The following is a 17,922-nucleotide window of genomic DNA, read 5'->3' as shown; positions in this document are numbered from 1 at the left end:
GCTTACCCATTGGTAACGTCGGCCTTTCAGCCGTCCAGCCTGGTGAGCAACAGCTCACACCGGTTTGCCAGAGTGATCCGCAACGGCGCTGCCCGTTCGGCGATGCGCTGCTGGGCCCTGACGTATTCGGCACGCCCGGCCGGTGTTTCGATGGCGATCGGCTCGAAACCATAGCGCCTCAAGTCGTATGGGCTGGCACACATATCGACCGCCCGCGCGTCGGCGGCCAGTTCGAGTGCGTCCATCACGAGTTCCGACGGCACCAGAGGGCCCAGCTTGTACGCCCATTTGTAGGTGTCCATGGCGGCGTGGATGCAGCCGGGCTGCTCGGTGTCGAGCTGTTGCTCGCGGCTCAGTTGCCGGTCGTTGCGGGGCGCGGCGGAGTCGGTGAAGAAACGGAAGGCATCGAAGTGGCTGCACCGCAACGGCATTGACTCGACGACGGCATCGGTGCCGGTGGCGCCGAGGCGCAGTGGAACCCTGTCGTGGCGTAGCTGGGGAGTCCGGTAGACCATGGCCCACTCGTGCAGTCCGAAGCAGTTCATCCGGGGCGCCCGCGCCGCGGTGGCACGCATCAACCGAGCCACGAAGCGGACTGTCTCGATGCGGGAAAGCAGGTAGTCGGTCCGCACCGTGACACCGTGCGGATGCGGACCGTAACCTGTGCGCCGCAGATACGGCTCTGCCTCTCCGCCGGCCAGCACCACCCCGAAGCCGGGGTGCCACAGGCGCAGCTGACGGGGTCGCAGGCTGTAGTAGGTGAACAGGAAATCCCATACCGGGTGCGGCTCACCGGCGTGTCGGCGACGCACGTGTGGTGTGAGGAAGTCGTCGGCGCGGCGCCGATGTGACTCGGCGCGTGCCGCCCAATCCGGGCCCGCCAGGACCTCGGCGGCATCCGGCAGGGTCAGTCCGGCCGCGTCCGATCCAACGCGTCCTTCCATGTCTCCTCCACTGGGTGGCCCGCCGCCGCCGTGCGGCTCGAGCCTACCGATGCATCCGAGGGAGGATCAGACGGGTCAGATGCGGTGGGTGCCGTCTCGCACAGTGCCCACCAGATCCTCGACGAGGTCCTCGAGCGCGACCATCGCGGTGACGGTCCCGTCCGGACCGGCGGGCGCATCGCTCGCACCGTCAGGACCGTCCTGCTCCTCGCGGTTCTCCTCGTTGACGACCAGCGCGAGGTGACTGTTGCTGCGTCGCATCCGGGACAGCGCATCGGGCAGCGGCAACGAGGCCGGGACGCGCGGCAGCGGACGCACCATGGACAGATCCAGCACCGCATCGGGGTCGTTGATGTGCGGCAACACATCCTTGATGTGCAGGTACCCGATGAATTCGCCGAAGGAATCGGCAACAGGGAAGCGCGAGTAGCCGGTGTCGGTCAGTGCCCGCTCCACATCCCCGACGGTGGGCCCCGAACCCGGGGCGGCGACCCGGATGGCGTGGATCTCGTCCAACGGCATCGCGACATCACTGACCGTACGGGTGCGTGTTTGCAGGGCCCGCGTCAAACGACCGTGCTCCTCGGTGTCGAGCAGGCCCTCGGACACCGATTCGGCGATCATCTCCGACAGTTCGACGGTCGAGACGGCCGATTCGAGCTCGTCGACCGGTTCGACCCGGAACGCGCGCAGTGTGGCGTTGGCGCACCAGTTGTAGAAGGCGATGAACGGCCGGGCCGCCCGGATGTACACCAGGTACGGCGGGACCAGCAGCATCGCGGCGGTCTCGGGCCCCGCGATGGCGATGTTCTTCGGCACCATCTCGCCGAGCAGCACGTGCAGGGTCACCACGACGGCCAGGGCGATGAAGAACGAGACGGTGTGCAGAACCGCGTCGGGCACGCCGATCAGCGCGAAGGGTTTCTCCAGCAGATGAGCGACGGCGGGTTCGCCGACCCGCCCCAGCAGGATCGAGCAGATCGTGATGCCCAGCTGGGAGCCGGCCAGCATGAGCGACAGGTGCTCGCCCGCCCTGATGACGGTCACCGCACTGCGCTTGCCCTGCTCGGCGAGTGCCTGCAGCCGGTCCCGGCGGGCCGAGATCAGCGCGAACTCCGCGGCCACGAAGAACGCGTTGGCGGCCAGCAGCAGCACCGTCAGCAGCACACCGAGGATGTCACCCATGCCCGTTCTCCCGCGCTCCGAGACTGGTCAGTTCGAGCAGATCGATCCGGCGGCCGTCCATCCGCACCACCGTGGCCAGCCATCGAGTCGGCTTGTCCGGGTCGCAGTCCGGGTCGAACGCAATGAGCTCCACGGCTTCGCCGGTCTCGGGTATGTGTCCGAGTTCCTGCAGCACCAGCCCGCCGATGGTTTCGTATTCGCCCTCGGGAGCACGGAATCCGGTGCCGGTCGCGACCTCGTCGATGCGCAGCAGCCCGGACACCTGCCAGCCGGCGCCGGCAGGCACCACGTCGGGGGTGGCGTCGTCATGCTCGTCACGCACGTCGCCGACGATCTCCTCGATCAGGTCTTCGACTGTCACCATGCCCGCGGTGCCGCCGTATTCGTCGACCACCAGTGCGGTCTGCAACCCGTTGGCCCGGATCTGGGTCATCACGGCATCGCCGTCGAGGGTGGACGGCACCGTGGCCACGGGCAGTGCCAGCCCGGCCAGCCGGGTCCGGTCCCGGTCTTCGCGCGGAACCGAGAACACCTGCTTGACGTGGACGACGCCGATGGTCTCGTCCAGGTCGCCCTCGACGATCGGGAACCGTGAGTACCCGGTGCGGATCGCGACGGCCAACAGGTCGGACACCGAATCGCCTGCGTCGAGCACCTCGATCTTGGAGCGTGGGGTCATCAGTTCCTCGGCGGTGCGCTCACCGAACTGCAGCGAGCGGTGGACCAGCAGCGCGGTGGTGGGATCGAGAGACCCGCTGCGGGCCGAGTTCCTGACCAGCGACGCCAGTTCCTGGGCCGAACGTGCCGAGCGCAGTTCCTCGGCCGGCTCGACGCCGAGGCGGCGCACGATCCAGTTGGCCGTGCCGTTGGTCAGCCGGATGACCGGCGTGAACAGCATCGAGAACAACAGCTGGAGCGGTGCTGCGGCACGTGCCGTCGGGACCGGGCGGGCCACGGCCAGGTTCTTTGGCACGAGTTCGCCGAACACCATGGACAGCGAGGTCGCGATGAGGATGGCCAGGAACAGCGCCAGACCGGACGCCACGTTGGGTGGTACACCGAGGGCGTCCAGGCCGGGGCGGATGAGTTCGCCGACCACGGGTTCGGCGAGGTAACCGGTCGCCAGGGTGGTGATCGAGATGCCCACCTGGGCGCCGGAGAGCTGGAACGACAAGGTGCGGTGCGCGCGGCGGACCAGTTGGTCGCGGCGGTCGCCGGTGCGGGCGTTGGCCTCGACCGTGCTGCGCTCCAGTGCGGTCAGGGAGAACTCGGCGGCCACGAACACCGCGGTGCCGAGAGTGAGGAGGACGATCGCCAGGATCGACAGCAACGAGAAAATTACGTCCGTTGAGCTGCCCATCAGCTCTCCAGGGGAACGCCGGGCCGGGGGCCCGGCCGACTAGGAGAGGGGTCGTCGGCTTCGGCGCTCAGAAGTGACTGGTGTTCCACCCGGAAGGCCGGTTCAGAACCGGAGGCCTCGGTGGGTGCCTGCGGCACGTGAACCCTTTCGTTCGATCTGTCGCGGCGGACGACCGGGCAATATGCAGCCGTCGACGCCTTACTCCGAGCCTCAATAGTATCGCGGTCACCATCCGGTCGGCAGCGGATGCCCCTCGGCGAAACCGGCGGCCGACTGAACGCCCAGCACCACTTTCTCGTGCAGTTCGGCGAGAGTGCCTGCGCCGACATAGGTGCAGGTGCTGCGCACCCCCGAGGTGATGTGGTCGAGCAGGTCCTCGACTCCGCCGCGCCCCGGGTCGAGGCTCATCCGCGAGGACGAGATGCCCTCTTCGAACAGGGCCTTGCGGGCGCGGTCGAACTGGCTGTCCCCGGCGGTACGGGCGGCCACCGCACGTTTGGAAGCCATGCCGTAACTCTCCTTGTACGGCCGTTCCTCCCGATCGTGCAGCAGGTCGCCCGGGGATTCATAGGTTCCGGCGAACCAGGAGCCGATCATCACGTTGGCGGCACCGGCGGCCAGCGCCAGCGCCACGTCGCGCGGGTGCCGGACCCCGCCGTCGGCCCACACGTGCGCACCGAGTTCCTTTGCCGCAGCTGCACATTCGACGACAGCTGAGAACTGCGGGCGTCCCACGCCGGTCATCATCCGGGTGGTGCACATGGCGCCGGGGCCCACTCCTACCTTGACGATCGAGGCGCCGGCCTCGATGAGGTCGCGGGTGCCGTCGGCGGAGACCACGTTGCCCGCCGCCAGCGGCAGGCCGAGGTTCAACGATGCCACCGACTTGATGGCGTCGAGCATCTTGAGTTGATGGCCGTGTGCCGTGTCGATGACCAGCAGGTCCACCCCGGCCTCGGCCAGGGCGCGGGCCTTGGCGCCGACATCGCCGTTGATCCCGACGGCTGCGGCGATGCGCAGTTTCCCGGCCGCGTCGACGGCGGGTGCGTAGATACCCGCCCGCACCGCCGCGGTGCGGGTCAGCACGCCGGCCAGGGAGCCGTCCGCCTCGGTGAGCACCGCGAGGTCGATGGGTGCGTGCTCGAGGAGGTCGAACACCTTTCGCGGATCGGTGCCCACCGGAGCGGTGACGAAGTCCGGCACCGCGACATCACGGATGCGGGCGAACCGGTCAACGCCGGCACAGCTGGCCTCGGTGACCAGCCCGATCGGACGCCCCTCGAACACCACCACCGCCGCCCCGTGGGCACGCTTGTGCAGCAGCGCCGCGGCGTCGGACACCGAGTCGTCGGGGCCCAGCGTCACGGGCGTGTCCACCACGAGATCGCGGCTCTTGACGAACTGCACGGTGTCGGCCACCACGGTGCTCGGCAGATCCTGCGGCAGCACCACGATGCCGCCGCGCCGCGCGATGGTCTCGGCCATGCGCCGACCCGCCACCGCCGTCATGTTCGCCACCACCACCGGGATGGTGGTGCCGGATCCGTCGTTGGTGGACAGGTCGACGTCGAACCGCGACGCCACATCCGACCGGCCGGGGATGACGAACACGTCGTTGTAGGTCAGGTCGTACGGCGGGATGTGTCCGTTGAGAAACCTCACGCCCTTGAGTCTAGTGGCGCGGGCTTCCCCGTCATGGCCGCTGAATCTAGGCCTGAACCTCGCTGCGGTCGCCGCTCCACAGCGTGTGGAACTTCTGACCGGGCTCGGCGTCGGTGCGCCCGTAGGTGTGCGCGCCGAAGAAATCGCGCAGGCCTTGAGTCAGTGCCGCGGGCAGCCGCTCGGTGCGCAACGCGTCGTAGTAGGACAGCGACGAGGCGAAGCCAGGGACGGGAATTCCCAACTCGGTGGCCTTGATCACGACCCGGCGCCAACTGTCGATACCCGCCTCGACTGCGTCACGGAAGTACGGCGCGGCGATCAGGGTGGCCAGGTCGGCATCGTCGTCGTATGCCTCCTTGATCCGGTTGAGGAACTTCGCCCGGATGATGCAGCCGCCGCGCCAGATGGTGGCCATATCGCCCAGGGTGATGCCCCACCCGTACTCGGCCGACCCGGCCTGGATCTGATTGAAGCCCTGGGCGTAGGCGATGATCTTCGAGGCGTACAGCGCCTTTCTGACATCGTCGATGAATTGCGCTGATTCAGAAGGCTTGTCGCCGAGCTCGCCGGAGGCCAGACCGGTGGTGGCCTTGCGCTGGGGCACCGAACCCGACAGCGCCCGGGCGAACACGGCCTCGGCGATGCCGGTGACGGGAACGCCGAGGTCGAGGGCGGACTTCACGGTCCAGCGCCCGGTGCCCTTCTGCTCGGCCTCGTCGACGATCACGTCCACCAGCGGCTTGCCCGTCTTGGCGTCCACCTGACTCAGCACCTCGGCGGTGATCTCCACCAGGTAGCTGTCCAGATCGCCCTTGTTCCACTCGGTGAACACGTCGGCGATCTGTGCGGCCTCAAGGCCGAGCCCGTCGCGCAGCAGCTGGTAGGCCTCGCCGATCAGCTGCATGTCGGAGTACTCGATGCCGTTGTGCACCATCTTGACGAAGTGTCCGGCGCCGTCCGGGCCGATGTGGGTGCAGCACGGCACACCGTCGACGTGTGCGGAGATCTCCTCCAGCAGCGGGCCGAGCGACTTGTAGGACTCGGCGGGGCCGCCGGGCATGATCGACGGGCCGTTGAGCGCGCCTTCCTCACCGCCGGAGATACCTGCGCCGACGAAGTGCAGCCCGCGCTCGCGGATCGCCTTCTCCCGGCGGATGGTGTCGGTGTAGAGGGCGTTGCCGCCGTCGATGATGATGTCGCCGGGCTCCATGGCGTCGGCCAGCTCGTTGATCACCGCATCGGTCGGATCGCCGGCCTTGACCATGATGATCACCCGGCGTGGCTTCTCCAGGGCGTCAAGGAATTCCGCGATCGTCTCGCTGCGCACGAACTTGCCCTCGGAGCCGTGCTCGGCCAGCAGCGCATCGGTTTTGGCGATCGACCGGTTGTGCAGCGCGACGGTATAGCCGTGGTGGGCGAAGTTGCGGGCGAGATTGGAGCCCATCACGGCCAGGCCGGTGACTCCGATCTGCGCGGTACCGGTGGTGCTGGACGGTGTGCTTGACGACGTCATGCCGCAGCCTTTCGTTGTTTTGTTGTGTCAGAACGCCTGTTGGACAGGGGTTTATCCCAGCCCGGCGAACAGGCGGTGAAGCTCGGTGAGCCAGGGAACGGCGACGGCGACGGTGGGGACCACCAGAACGGCGGCCGCGGCCAGATACGCGGTGACGGCCATGGCGACGCTGTTGGGCTTGCCGCCGAGGCGTCGCACGCGGATCACGGTGGTGGGCCCGCCGGCAGCCAGTGCGCCTGAGGGGGTGCGGCCGCTCGCGCAGGCGACCAGCGCCCGGGCCAGGGGAGTGGGGCCTGCCGTGCGGACCGCGGCATCGTCGGCCAGCAGCTCGATCAGCAACCGGACCGCGTCCAGCGCGTTGGCGCTGCGGACGAACCGCGGGAAGGCGGCGTGGACGGCGGTGAACATCTCCAGGACCAGATCATGCCGGGCGCGCAGGTGGGCCCGTTCATGGGTGAGGATCGCGGCAACCTCGTTGTCGGACAACGTGGTGAGCGTTCCCTCGCTCACCACGACGCGACTGCGGACGCCGGGTAGGCAGTAGGCGAGTGGCTGCGCGACATCGAGGATGCGCAGTCCGTCACCGGCGAACGGCCGGTGTGCCGTACAGAGATGGGCGGGCACCGCATCGCGGGACTTGCTGAGCAGGTCGACCATCATGCGGTGATGGGCGCGCCGGCGCCGGGTGGCCACCGCCACCTGGATCACGGCTACACAGAGCCGGCCGCCGATGAACAGCGTCAGCGTGAACACCACGACGTAGAGCAGCCATAACGGCCAACCGAGGGCCCTGATCTCACTGGTGATGGTCGCGGTCGGCCGGCCATCCGGACCGGGAACGAACAGGCGGCTGGCGATCGCGATACCGGCCGAGAAAGCGGACAGCACTGCGGCCAGTGCGACCGACTGCCACAGCACGATTGCCGCACGCGGGGCGCGTAGTGGCCAGGCCGCACGCGCCAGCACCGCCGGTACCGGCCCCACGAGGGCCAGCGCGACGAGAATGAAGGCCAGCGCGGACACGCCGTAAGTCTCTCTCAGGCAGGGCCCGAATTGCCAGCCGGTGGGCGCAGCTGGTGCTTGCTCTCCAGTTCGGCCAATGCGCGACGCAAGGCCTGAGCCTCGTCGACGCCGACTCTTTCGACGAAATGGACCAGCGCGGCCTGCCGGCTACCCGAGTCTGCGGCCTGGTCGAGCGCGTCGACCATGAGGCCGGCGACCAGCTCGTCGCGCCCATTTGTGGGCGCATAGCGGTGCGCACGGTCATCGCGGTGCTGTACGACCAGGTTCTTCTTCGCAAGTCGTTGCAGCACGGTCATGATCGTGGTGTAGGCCAAGTCGCGGCGGGCGGCCAGCGCCTCATGGACTTGGCGCACGGTTTGGGGTTCGGGTGCAGACCACAAGTGGTCCATCACCTCGCGCTCAAGCTCCCCGAGACGCGTCATTTTGGCCATGTTCCGTTCACTCTCCTGAGCAGTAAAGCCAGCGTACTACGGGTTTACTACCGCGCGTCGTATGCATCTGAGGTCGCGCTCCGGACCGCCTTCTGCATCGGGTTAGGGCAAGGTCAGCGCCATATCTGGGGCCTGCTGTGAATCGAGTCACAGGGGGTAGCTCTCATCCTTCACGTGACTATAGTAAGGCTAACCTAACTCAAACAGGAGCCTTCGGAGGTGACATGACGGTCTTGATCGAAGATCCGCTGATCGCGGGTATGGCCATCGAGCGGACGCTGCCGCTGCACGAGTCGAGTCGGCGTTTACGTGAGCTGTATCCGGAGTGTCCGCGGGTCTACGGCGTGGCCGTGGTGGGTGACCTCTCACGTAGGCGGTGGTGGCCGTTGGCCGAGGCGCTGTCCGCCGACCGGTTGCAGAGCATGTTCGACGCCGCGATGGAGGAGACAGGTAATCGTGCCGCGGTCGCCCAGCAGCTGGCTGCCACGTTCATTCATGTCGTGATCGGCCGGGTCGTGCCGCTGCTGGTGTTGGAGGGCCGCGCCTGGGACACCGGCCTGGAGAACCTGTGGGTCCATGTCGACTCCGAGGGTGCGATCGACTGGGTCGGCGTGGTCGACCCGACCCTGCGCGGTCTGCCGGAGGATCCCCACTACTGCGGCCGGGTCGCGCGCTTCACCAGTGCCTGCCGTGACGGGATCGTCGCGTTGCCCAGTGAGGCGGCGCTGACCACCTGGGTGGCTCATCGCAGTCATCGCGCGCTCGAACCCTTGTTCAGCCGCCTGGTGGACATCAGTGACGGCGCGATGTCGATCGCAGCGATGTGGCACATGGTGGGCGCGGCGGTGGTCGGTGCCGCCACGCAGGTCCCACTGCTCGCCGGCTCGAGTGAGGTCGTGAGCATGCGGCGCGGTCAGGCGGTCCTCGACGCCCTGGTCGGCTTTGGTCTGCCGGTTCGTGGCAGTGGCCGGGCGGGGAAGGTCTTGCTTAATTAGGATAGCCTTGCCTAGTATGTAGATACGAGACTAACGGACCGCGCCGGAGTCCTGAGGGCTGCAGAGACCCCCGGTCCGCTCGAGGGCGGGTCCCGCGTTTGATACGCGGGACCCGCCCGCATCTTTATGGAGATACGGCGTGTAGACACGAGGGCTGTGACCACTGATACCCCTGAAGGTTTGGGCAAAGGTTTCGACACCGAACTGGGCCTGACCTATCTCGAGCTCACCCCCGACGGCGGCCGCGCACAGCTGGAGATCCACGACAAGCTGCTGCAGCCCTGGGGCATCGTCCACGGCGGCGTGTACTGCTCGATCGTCGAGAGCCTGGCCAGCGTGTCCGGCCACATCTGGCTGTCGGAGAACGGCGGCGGCACCGTTGTCGGGGTCAACAACAACACCGATTTCCTGCGCGCCATCGGATCGGGCACTGTCACAGCAGTTTCCACGCCAATCCACCGGGGTCGCCGGCAGCAACTGTGGCTGATCACCATCACCGACGAGAACGACAAGCTCGTGGCGCGCGGTCAGGTGCGACTGCAGAACATCGCCGAGTAGGTCTTCCGGCGTCCGTCGTGCGGGCCGGGCGAGCGCTGCCGAAACCCGCTCGCCATGGCAATATCGCGCACTATGCGTTTGACCCCGCATGAGCAGGACCGCCTGCTCATCTCGTATGCCGCAGACCTGGCTCGGCGCAGACAGGCTCGTGGCTTACTGCTCAACCATCCCGAGGCCGTCGCGGTGATCACCGATCACCTGCTGGAGGGCGCGCGTGACGGCCGCACGGTCGCCGAGTTGATGGTGAGCGGACGCGATGTGCTGACCCGCGGGGAGGTCATGGAGGGGGTGCCCGAGATGCTGGACGACGTCCAGGTCGAGGCCACTTTCCCCGACGGCACCAAGCTGGTCACCGTCCACCACCCGATCGCGTGATGATCCCCGGCGAGATCGTGTTCGGCGACGGCGGCATCGCGCTCAATGCCGGTGCGCCACGGCTGATCCTCGATGTGGTCAATACGGGTGACCGTCCGGTGCAGGTCGGTAGCCATGTACACCTGCCGCAGGCCAACGGCGCGTTGGACTTCGACCGGTCCGCCGCCCGCGGACACCGCCTCGACATCCCGGCCGGTACTGCCGTTCGTTTCGAACCCGGTGTGGCCCAGCGGGTTTCATTGGTCCCGTTGGGCGGCGCCCGCGAGGTGCACGGCATCAGCTTCGACGCGCCCGGCCGATTGGACATCCCATGAGCGAACTGACCCGGGCGCGCTACGCCGCGCTGTTCGGCCCCACCGCGGGTGACCGGATCCGGCTGGCCGACACCGACCTGTTCGTCGAGATCACCGAGGACCGCAGCGGCGGGCCCGAGCGCGCCGGCGACGAGGCGGTGTTCGGCGGCGGCAAGGTGCTGCGCGAGTCGATGGGGCAGTCGAGGGCGACCCGCGCAGACGGCGCACCCGACACCGTCATCACCGGCGCGGTGATCATCGACCACTGGGGAATCATCAAGGCAGACATCGGGATCCGCGATGGGCGCATCGTGGGGATCGGCAAGGCCGGCAACCCCGACATCATGACGGGAGTGCATCCGGCCCTGGTCGTCGGCCCATCGACCGAGATCATCGCGGGCAACGGTCGCATCCTGACCGCCGGAGCGATCGACTGTCACGTTCACCTGATCTGTCCGCAGCTCATGGAGGAGGCCCTCGGCGGCGGCATCACCACCATCGTGGCCGGCGGCACCGGTCCGGCCGAGGGCAGTAAGGCCACCACGGTCACGCCGGGAGCGTGGCATCTGGCCCGGATGCTCGAAGCGCTGGATTCCTGGCCGCTCAACGTCGCCCTTCTCGGCAAGGGCAACACCGTCAGCTCCGAGGCGATGTGGGAGCAGTTGCGCGGTGGCGCAGCAGGTTTCAAGCTGCACGAGGACTGGGGGACCACCCCGGCGGCCATCGACGCCTGTCTCACCGTCGCCGAAGCCGCGGGGGTGCAGGTCAATGTCCACACGGACACCCTGAATGAGGCAGGCTTCGTCGAGGACACCCTGGCCGCCATCAAGGGCCGCAGCATCCACGCGTATCACACCGAAGGAGCCGGTGGCGGGCACGCGCCCGACATCATCACCGTCGCCGCCCACCCCAATGTGCTGCCCAGTTCGACGAATCCGACGCGGCCGCACACGGTCAACACCCTCGACGAGCACCTCGACATGTTGATGGTGTGCCACCACCTCAACCCGAGTGTGCCCGAGGATCTGGCGTTCGCCGAGAGCCGGATCCGGCCGTCGACGATCGCCGCCGAGGACCTGTTGCACGACATCGGGGCCATCTCGATGATCGGCAGCGACTCGCAGGCGATGGGCCGGATCGGCGAGGTGGTGTTGCGGACCTGGCAGACCGCACACGTGATGAAACGCAGGCGCGGCGCCCTGGCGGGAGACGGGCCGGCCGACAACAACCGCGCGCGCCGCTATGTCGCCAAATACACCATCTGCCCGGCCATCGCCCACGGCCTCGACGGGGAGATCGGATCGGTCGAGGTCGGCAAGCTGGCCGACCTGGTGTTGTGGGAACCCGCATTCTTCGGCGTGCGTCCGCACGCCGTGCTCAAGGGCGGCATGATCGCGTGGGCCGCGATGGGTGACGCCAATGCCTCGATCCCGACGCCGCAACCGGTACTGCCGCGGCCGATGTTCGGGGCGGCTCCCGCCGCGGCGGCCGCCACCTCGGTGCACTTCGTCGCACCGCAGGCGATCGAGGACGGTCTGGCGGACCGCCTGGACATTCGTCGAAAATTGGCCGCGGTCAAGAATGTTCGGCAAGTCGGTAAGGCCCAGATGCCGCACAACGATGCGATGCCCCGCATCGAGGTCGAGCCCGATACCTTCACCGTGCGGATCGACGGACAGGTGTGGCAGGAGCAGCCCGCGGTCGAACTGCCCATGGCTCAACGATATTTCCTGTTCTAGATGAGTGGCCGATAGATGAGCAGCCTGGCAACGCTTCTGACCCTGGCCGATTCACGGTTGCCGACCGGTGGACACGTGCATTCCGGCGGCGTCGAGGAGGCGGTCACCAGTGGTCTGCTCACCGACGTCGCAACGTTGCGCGCCTACCTGATCCGGCGCATCCGCACCAACGGAGTGGTCGCTGCCTCGCTGGCGGTGGCGGTGCACACCGGTGCTCTGGACGCCGGGGCGGCCGACGCCGAAACCGACGCCCGTACCCCGGCTCCGGCGGCGCGGGAGGCCTCGCGCGCGCAGGGGCGCGGACTGGTCCGGCTGGCCCGTCGGGTCTGGCCGCAGCAGTCGTGGGACACGCTCGGAACCCGGCCACATCTGCCGGTGGCCGCCGGTGCGGTCGGCGCAGCCGCGGCGCTGGCGCCGGACCAGACCGCCCTGTCGGTGGTGTACACCACCATGACCGGTTCGGCGACGGCCGCGCAGCGGTTGCTCGCCTTGGATCCTGCCGATGTCGCGGCCCTGACCTTCGAGCTGTCCGGGTTGTGCGACGAGGTGGCGGCCGAGGCGGCCACCGGTTTGGCCGACCTCTCTGACCCGTTGCTCGACGTGCTGGCCCAACGCCACACCGAACGGGACCGACCGCTGTTCGTCTCGTAACTCTGCTCAGCAATCTCGAAAGGTCCACCATGCCACCGCATTTCCTCGACGGCGAACCCCACACGCACGTAGACCGGCCCAAGCGGGCCCGCCAGCCCGGTGAGCCGTTGCGCATCGGTGTGGGCGGTCCGGTGGGATCGGGAAAGACCGCTCTGGTGGCGGCGTTGTGCCGGCAGTTGCGCGATGAGTTGTCGCTCGCGGTGCTGACCAACGACATCTACACCACTGAAGACGCCGACTTCTTGCGCCGGCATGCGGTGCTGCCCGACGAGCGGATCGCCGCGGTGCAGACCGGGGGATGTCCGCACACCGCGATCCGCGATGACATCACCGCCAACCTGGATGCGATCGACGATCTGATCGACGCCAACTCCGCGCTGGATCTCATCCTCGTCGAATCCGGTGGCGACAACCTCACCGCGACGTTCTCGTCGGGTCTGGTCGACGTGCAGATCTTCGTGATCGACGTGGCCGGGGGAGACAAGGTGCCGCGGAAGGGTGGCCCGGGCGTGACGTTCTCGGACCTGTTGGTGGTCAACAAGACCGACCTGGCCCCGATGGTGGGTGCTGATCTGGACGTGATGCGCCGCGATGCGGCCAAGGTGCGAGCAGACCGCCCGACGGCGCTGATCTCACTGACCGAGGATCCATCCGCGGGGCCGGTGCTGACTTGGGTGCGTGAACAGTTGAAGGTCGTGCAGGCAACGTCGTCGTGATGCACTCCGAAGTCGCCATCACGGCCTCGCCGGGGCGGCTGCCGCGGATCGAGGCCCGCGGCGGGCTGGCCGGACGGTGCACCGAAACGGGCACGGTGCATCTGGTCTCGACGGCCGCCACCCCACTCGGCGGCGACACCGTCACGGTGCGGGTGGTGGTGGAAGCCGGTGCCCGGCTGCGGATTCGCACCGCCGCGGCAACCATGGTGCTGCCCGGCGCCGCCACGTTGCGGTCGGCTGCGCACTGGGAGCTTGAGATCGCCGGGCAGTTGGACCTCGATCCGCAGCCGACCGTCGTTGCGGGAGGTTCGGCGCACCGCACCACCACGCGACTACGGCTGGCCCAGGCTGCGCAGGTGCGGATTCGTGAACGGGTTCAGATCGGCAGATCCGGTGAGCAGGAGGGTAACTGGTCGTCGGCGATGCATGCCGACGTCGGCTCGACGCCGTTGTTGCGGCATCGGATCGAACTGGGCCGCGGCGCAGTGGGTGACGACGTGTTGGCCGCCCCTCGGGCCTGCATCAGCGAATTGCGTTACCCGGAACCCGTGTTCGAGGCACAGGGCACCTTGTTGGCGCTGGCCGCCGGTGGCAGCCTGGCCACCTGGCAAGGTGACCGGCTGCCCCCTGAGGTCCCAGGGCTCTAGGACGCGGCCCGCTCGGTCTCCTGGACCGAGGCAGCGATCTCTTCGAGTTCCTCGATCCTGGTGCGGGCGTAGGCCTGCTGTTCGGTGATGGTGAGCTGCCCGCGCTTGGTGCTCAGGAAGGTCACGCCCCACGACAGCACAGTCACCAGACGGCTCTTGAATCCGACGATGTACACCAGGTGCAGCACCAGCCAGCACACCCAGGCGAAGAACCCGGAGAACTCGACCGGGCCGACCTTGGCCACTGCCGAGAACCGCGACACGGTCGCCATCGAGCCCTTGTCGAAGTACTCGAACGGGGCTCGGATCTTCGGGCTGGTGCCTGCGACCTCGCGCTTGATCAGCTTGGCGGCGTAGCGGCCGCCCTGGATCGCGCCCTGGGCGACGCCGGGCACACCCTCCATCGCGGCCATGTCGCCGACAACGAAGACATTGGGATGGCCCGGGAGTGTCAGGTCCGGCTCCACCTTGACCCGACCGGCCCGGTCCAGCTCGACTCCGGACTGTTCGGCCAGGTCCTTACCGAGCGGGCTGGCCGACACACCGGCCGACCACACCTTGCAGGCCGATTCGATACGCCGCAGCGTGCCGTCAGAGTCCTTGACTGTCAGGCCGTTGCGGTCGACGTCGGTCACCATGGCACCGAGCTGAACCTCGACGCCCATCTTCTCGAGCCGTTCCTGGGCCCGCTTGCCGAGCTTCGGCCCCATCGGCGGCAGCACCGCCGGTGCGGCGTCGAGCAGGATCACCCGGGCCTCGGTCGGATCGATGTGGCGGAAGCTGCCGCGCAGGGTCTGATCAGCCAATTCGGCGATCTGCCCGGCCATCTCCACGCCCGTCGGGCCCGCGCCCACCACCGTGAAGGTGAGTAGCTTGGCCCGGCGAACCGGGTCGCTGGAGCGCTCGGCCTGCTCGAACGCACCGAGAATGCGGCCGCGCAGCTCCAGCGCATCGTCGATGGACTTCATGCCGGGCGCGAACTCGGCGAAATGGTCGTTGCCGAAGTAGGACTGTCCGGCGCCTGCGGCGATGATGAGGCTGTCGTACGGGGTGGAGTACGTGTGCCCCAACAGCACTGAATCCACCGTCTGGTTCTCCAGATCGATGTGGGTCACGTCGCCCAACAGCACCTGGGCGTTCTTCTGCTTACGCAGGATCACGCGGGTGGCGGGCGCGATCTCGCCCTCGGAGATGATGCCGGTGGCCACCTGGTACAGCAGCGGCTGGAACAGGTGGTGCGTGGTGCGGGCGATCAGCTTGACGTCGACGTCGGCACGTTTGAGGGTCTTGGCGGCGGTCAGACCGCCGAAACCCGATCCGATGATGACTACCTTATGCCGATCCGATGCCGTAGCTCCGGGATGGCTCATTGCTGCTCCTCGCGAACGTGTTTGCCACTCGTAATAACCGTTAGGTTAGTCGGCGCCATTCCGACCTGTGCGGTGAGATGGGCAACCGAACCGAATGTTTACCCGGATATCAGGGGTTTCAATGCCTCGGCGACCTCGGTGATGCCGCCGGGCACGTAACCGCCCATGGTCACCGGACTGAGGATGACCCCGTCGACCCCGGTGTCGAAGAGCTTGGTCTTCAGCTGTTCGGCGATCTGCTCGGCGCTGCCGAACACGGCACGTTGCTGGAAGTCGGGTGGGATGGCATCGGCGGTGAAGTGCTCGCCGATCAACGCAATCACCAGCATGCTGGTCTCCAGCGTCGCCGGGTCCCGGTCGATCTGCTCGCACTGCTGCCGGATCACATCGAGCTTGCGGGGTAGCTCGTCGAAGTTCGCGATGATGTTGAGGTGGTCGAAGTGCCGGGCCGCCAACGGGATCGTCTTCTTCTCGCCGCTGCCGCCGATCATCAGCGGAATGTGGTCGCGGAAGCGAGGTTCGGCGAATGCCTCCTCGGTCCGGTAGTAGGTGCCGCTGAACGTCGCGCGCTTGCCCTCGAGCATCGGCACGATGATCTGCAGTGCCTCATCGAGCTTCTTGAACCGCTCGGTGAACGTGCCGAATTCGAAACCCAGGCTGTCGTGTTCGAGTTCGAACCAGCCGGTGCCGATGCCGAGGATTGCGCGGCCCTGGCTGATCACGTCGAGCGTGGTGATCGCCTTGGCCAGCAAGGTCGGGTTGCGGTATGTGTTGCCGGTGACCAGGGTGCCGAGCTGCACATTCTGCGTCGCGGTCGCCAGCGCACCGAGTGCCGTGTAGGCCTCCAGCATCGGCTGGTCCGGGGTGCCCAGACCGGGGAGCTGGTAGAAGTGATCCATCACGAAGACGGAGTCGAAGCCGGCGGCCTCGCCTTCCTGTGCCTGGGCGATGACGGTCGGGAAGAGTTCGGAAACGCCGGTGCCGTAGGAGAAGTTGGGGATCTGGAGTCCGAGTCGGATTGTCACTTCTCCGACCCTAGCGCGCTATCCCAGGGTTGCCATGGAACCGCGGCTGACGTGCATCGTCTGCCCGGTGATGTGGCGAGCTGCCGGCGTGCTCAAAAATACTGCGAGACGGGCGAACTCGTCGGCGACCGAAGGCGGCGTGGCGCCGAGGCCGTCGTAGCCGGGCTCGGCCGAGAGGCCGGGAGCGATGGCGTTGACGGTGATACCGCGGGTGCCGAAGTACGCGGCCTGACCCGCGGTCCAGTCGCCGAGGGCTGCCTTGACGGCGGCTTCGATGCTGCCTTCGCGCGGGCTGGCGGGCACGACGTTGACGATCGAACCGCCCGAGCGCAACTGGTCACCCACGATCTGCACGGTCAGCACGGCCGAGATCACGGTGGCATCCAGGGCGTGGCGCCAGGCGGTGGCCTGATCGGCCAGCGTGAAGGTGCGGGGGTCCTTGGCCTCGAACTGCGGGGCCGGGACGTTGACCAGGGTGTCGAGGTGGTGGGGGAACTGCGTGCGGACGGTCTCGACGCTGGCGGGATCGGTGTTGTCGAACACGATCGAGGCGATGTCGAGCTGCTTGGCCGTCAACTCGAGATCCTCGCGGCGGGCGCCGGCGATGATCACGTTGTGGCCGGCATCGAGGAAACCTGCCGCAATCGCGCGGCCGAGTTCGGTGTCGCCGCCGGTGACCAGCACCTCCGCCATGATGTACCTCCATGTACCTGGGGGTCACCGCACCGGACGGGGGCGACCATCGGCCAATGTTACTGGACAGTAGCTAGGTCAGGAAACTCGGCGCGCCCAGGGACGGCTCGCATAAGGTTGCCGAGATGATCCGACCCAGCGCTGCGACCTGCGTCGACGTGGTCGGTGGGGCCGCATCGTGACGAATTCACCACGTCTTCCGCGCTGGATCTATGTCCCTGCCGCGGTGGGCACGATCTTTGTCGTGCTGCCCCTGGTGGCGATGGTGGCAAAGGTGGACTGGCCGCAGTTCGGGTCGCTGATCTCCAGTCCGTCGTCCACGGCGGCGTTGACGCTCAGCCTGAAGACGTCGCTGGCCAGCACGGTGTTGTGCGTGCTGTTCGGGGTCCCGTTGGCCCTGGTGCTGGCCCGCAGCTCAGGTTCGGTCACCCGGATCGTGCGACCGTTGATCCTGTTGCCGCTGGTGCTGCCGCCGGTGGTCGGTGGCATCGCGCTGCTGTACGCATTCGGGCGGCTCGGGTTGGTGGGCCGCTACCTGGAGGCCGCCGGGGTGCACATCGCGTTCACGACGGTGGCGGTGGTGCTCGCGCAGACCTTCGTCTCGCTGCCGTTCCTGGTCATCTCGCTGGAGGGCGCTGCGCGCACCGCGGGCACCGATTTCGAGGTCGTGGCGGGGGGGGGGGGGGGGCGGGGGGGGGGGGCGGGGGGGGGGGGGGGGGGGGGGGGGGGGGGGGGGGGGGGG

General features: G+C 67.7%; 18 protein-coding genes and 1 pseudogene. 9 read left to right on the top strand and 10 right to left on the bottom strand.

The window, feature by feature from the left end:
* Positions 1-26: 26 nt before the first annotated feature.
* The 7 genes from A5779_RS22085 to A5779_RS22055 all read right to left on the bottom strand — a co-directional run bounded on the left by A5779_RS22085 (position 27) and on the right by A5779_RS22055 (position 8,118).
* The gene (locus A5779_RS22085) at positions 27-944 is read right to left on the bottom strand and encodes a hypothetical protein (RefSeq protein ID WP_064885643.1); all 918 of its coding nucleotides are present in this window, start codon (positions 942-944) and stop codon (positions 27-29) included.
* A gap of 75 nt (positions 945-1,019) precedes the next feature.
* Entirely contained in the window at positions 1,020-2,129 is a 1,110-nt protein-coding gene (locus A5779_RS22080) for a hemolysin family protein (RefSeq protein ID WP_064885641.1), read from the bottom strand.
* Positions 2,122-3,489: a hemolysin family protein gene (locus A5779_RS22075; protein ID WP_064885639.1), complete on the bottom strand. Its 1,368-nt coding sequence runs from the start codon at positions 3,487-3,489 to the stop codon at positions 2,122-2,124. The genes A5779_RS22080 and A5779_RS22075 overlap by 8 nt, the downstream gene beginning before the upstream one ends.
* 225 nt (positions 3,490-3,714) lie before the next feature.
* Positions 3,715-5,151 carry a GuaB1 family IMP dehydrogenase-related protein gene (locus tag A5779_RS22070; RefSeq protein ID WP_064885637.1) on the bottom strand — a complete coding sequence of 479 codons (1,437 nt, stop codon included), beginning with the start codon at positions 5,149-5,151 and terminating at the stop codon, positions 3,715-3,717.
* Between the two features lie 46 nt (positions 5,152-5,197).
* Positions 5,198-6,664 carry an NADP-dependent phosphogluconate dehydrogenase gene (gene gndA / locus A5779_RS22065; protein ID WP_064885635.1) on the bottom strand — a complete coding sequence of 489 codons (1,467 nt, stop codon included), beginning with the start codon at positions 6,662-6,664 and terminating at the stop codon, positions 5,198-5,200.
* A gap of 51 nt (positions 6,665-6,715) precedes the next feature.
* On the bottom strand, positions 6,716-7,687 hold the full coding sequence (locus A5779_RS22060; protein ID WP_064885634.1) for a M56 family metallopeptidase: 972 nt from the start codon (positions 7,685-7,687) through the stop codon (positions 6,716-6,718).
* Positions 7,688-7,701: 14 nt separating this feature from the next.
* Positions 7,702-8,118, bottom strand: coding sequence for a BlaI/MecI/CopY family transcriptional regulator (locus A5779_RS22055; RefSeq protein WP_064885632.1), 417 nt, complete (start codon positions 8,116-8,118; stop codon positions 7,702-7,704).
* A 224-nt stretch (positions 8,119-8,342) separates the two neighbouring features.
* On the opposite strand from A5779_RS22055, the gene A5779_RS22050 reads away from it, so the two are divergent.
* The 8 genes from A5779_RS22050 to A5779_RS22015 all read left to right on the top strand — a co-directional run bounded on the left by A5779_RS22050 (position 8,343) and on the right by A5779_RS22015 (position 14,092).
* Positions 8,343-9,113, top strand: coding sequence for a hypothetical protein (locus tag A5779_RS22050; RefSeq protein WP_064885630.1), 771 nt, complete (start codon positions 8,343-8,345; stop codon positions 9,111-9,113).
* A 156-nt stretch (positions 9,114-9,269) separates the two neighbouring features.
* Positions 9,270-9,671, top strand: coding sequence for a PaaI family thioesterase (locus A5779_RS22045; protein ID WP_082448985.1), 402 nt, complete (start codon positions 9,270-9,272; stop codon positions 9,669-9,671).
* Between the two features lie 72 nt (positions 9,672-9,743).
* Positions 9,744-10,046, top strand: coding sequence for an urease subunit gamma (locus A5779_RS22040; RefSeq protein ID WP_064885628.1), 303 nt, complete (start codon positions 9,744-9,746; stop codon positions 10,044-10,046).
* Complete coding sequence (locus A5779_RS22035) at positions 10,046-10,360, top strand: urease subunit beta (protein ID WP_064885626.1); 315 nt, start codon at positions 10,046-10,048, stop codon at positions 10,358-10,360. The genes A5779_RS22040 and A5779_RS22035 overlap by 1 nt, the downstream gene beginning before the upstream one ends.
* A complete protein-coding gene (locus A5779_RS22030; protein WP_064885624.1) occupies positions 10,357-12,078 on the top strand; it encodes an urease subunit alpha in 1,722 nt (573 codons plus the stop codon). Before A5779_RS22035 ends, A5779_RS22030 begins: the two co-directional genes overlap by 4 nt.
* Before the next feature lie 15 nt (positions 12,079-12,093).
* Entirely contained in the window at positions 12,094-12,729 is a 636-nt protein-coding gene (locus tag A5779_RS22025) for an urease accessory protein UreF (protein WP_064885622.1), read from the top strand.
* Between the two features lie 29 nt (positions 12,730-12,758).
* Positions 12,759-13,445, top strand: a complete 687-nt coding sequence (gene ureG / locus A5779_RS22020; protein WP_064885620.1) for an urease accessory protein UreG — start codon at positions 12,759-12,761, stop codon at positions 13,443-13,445.
* Positions 13,445-14,092: an urease accessory protein UreD gene (locus A5779_RS22015; protein WP_064885619.1), complete on the top strand. Its 648-nt coding sequence runs from the start codon at positions 13,445-13,447 to the stop codon at positions 14,090-14,092. Before ureG ends, A5779_RS22015 begins: the two co-directional genes overlap by 1 nt.
* Here A5779_RS22015 and A5779_RS22010 read toward each other — a convergent pair.
* The 3 genes from A5779_RS22010 to A5779_RS22000 all read right to left on the bottom strand — a co-directional run bounded on the left by A5779_RS22010 (position 14,089) and on the right by A5779_RS22000 (position 17,180).
* Complete coding sequence (locus A5779_RS22010) at positions 14,089-15,462, bottom strand: type II NADH:quinone oxidoreductase Ndh (RefSeq protein WP_064885617.1); 1,374 nt, start codon at positions 15,460-15,462, stop codon at positions 14,089-14,091. The two genes, A5779_RS22015 and A5779_RS22010, sit on opposite strands and share 4 nt — an antisense overlap.
* A gap of 98 nt (positions 15,463-15,560) precedes the next feature.
* Positions 15,561-16,487 (bottom strand): LLM class F420-dependent oxidoreductase, encoded by a 927-nt coding sequence (locus A5779_RS22005; protein WP_064885615.1) that lies wholly within the window; start codon positions 16,485-16,487, stop codon positions 15,561-15,563.
* A gap of 18 nt (positions 16,488-16,505) precedes the next feature.
* Positions 16,506-17,180, bottom strand: a complete 675-nt coding sequence (locus A5779_RS22000) for an SDR family oxidoreductase (protein WP_064885613.1) — start codon at positions 17,178-17,180, stop codon at positions 16,506-16,508.
* A gap of 178 nt (positions 17,181-17,358) precedes the next feature.
* On the opposite strand from A5779_RS22000, the pseudogene A5779_RS21995 reads away from it, so the two are divergent.
* Positions 17,359-17,922 (top strand): annotated as a pseudogene (locus tag A5779_RS21995) (molybdate ABC transporter permease subunit); the annotation flags it as partial.

The sequence above is a fragment of the Mycolicibacterium peregrinum genome (genome assembly GCF_001665625.1).
Lineage (GTDB): Bacteria > Actinomycetota > Actinomycetes > Mycobacteriales > Mycobacteriaceae > Mycobacterium > Mycobacterium peregrinum_B.
The sequence above is the reverse complement of the archived record's forward strand: the minus strand, read 5'-3'. Positions and strand labels throughout refer to the sequence as shown.

What these genes read in the sequence shown, in the direction of transcription:
- A5779_RS22030 (WP_064885624.1), top strand. Translation starts at nt 10,357, where the DNA reads ATGAGCGAACTGACCCGGGCGCGCTACGCCGCGCTGTTCGGCCCCACC.
- A5779_RS22015 (WP_064885619.1), top strand. Translation starts at nt 13,445, where the DNA reads ATGCACTCCGAAGTCGCCATCACGGCCTCGCCGGGGCGGCTGCCGCGG.
- A5779_RS22085 (WP_064885643.1), bottom strand. Translation starts at nt 944, where the DNA reads ATGGAAGGACGCGTTGGATCGGACGCGGCCGGACTGACCCTGCCGGAT.
- A5779_RS22080 (WP_064885641.1), bottom strand. Translation starts at nt 2,129, where the DNA reads ATGGGTGACATCCTCGGTGTGCTGCTGACGGTGCTGCTGCTGGCCGCC.
- A5779_RS22000 (WP_064885613.1), bottom strand. Translation starts at nt 17,180, where the DNA reads ATGGCGGAGGTGCTGGTCACCGGCGGCGACACCGAACTCGGCCGCGCG.
- A5779_RS22010 (WP_064885617.1), bottom strand. Translation starts at nt 15,462, where the DNA reads ATGAGCCATCCCGGAGCTACGGCATCGGATCGGCATAAGGTAGTCATC.
- A5779_RS22075 (WP_064885639.1), bottom strand. Translation starts at nt 3,489, where the DNA reads ATGGGCAGCTCAACGGACGTAATTTTCTCGTTGCTGTCGATCCTGGCG.
- A5779_RS22035 (WP_064885626.1), top strand. Translation starts at nt 10,046, where the DNA reads ATGATCCCCGGCGAGATCGTGTTCGGCGACGGCGGCATCGCGCTCAAT.
- gndA (WP_064885635.1), bottom strand. Translation starts at nt 6,664, where the DNA reads ATGACGTCGTCAAGCACACCGTCCAGCACCACCGGTACCGCGCAGATC.
- A5779_RS22055 (WP_064885632.1), bottom strand. Translation starts at nt 8,118, where the DNA reads ATGGCCAAAATGACGCGTCTCGGGGAGCTTGAGCGCGAGGTGATGGAC.
- A5779_RS22050 (WP_064885630.1), top strand. Translation starts at nt 8,343, where the DNA reads ATGACGGTCTTGATCGAAGATCCGCTGATCGCGGGTATGGCCATCGAG.
- A5779_RS22040 (WP_064885628.1), top strand. Translation starts at nt 9,744, where the DNA reads ATGCGTTTGACCCCGCATGAGCAGGACCGCCTGCTCATCTCGTATGCC.
- A5779_RS22025 (WP_064885622.1), top strand. Translation starts at nt 12,094, where the DNA reads ATGAGCAGCCTGGCAACGCTTCTGACCCTGGCCGATTCACGGTTGCCG.
- ureG (WP_064885620.1), top strand. Translation starts at nt 12,759, where the DNA reads ATGCCACCGCATTTCCTCGACGGCGAACCCCACACGCACGTAGACCGG.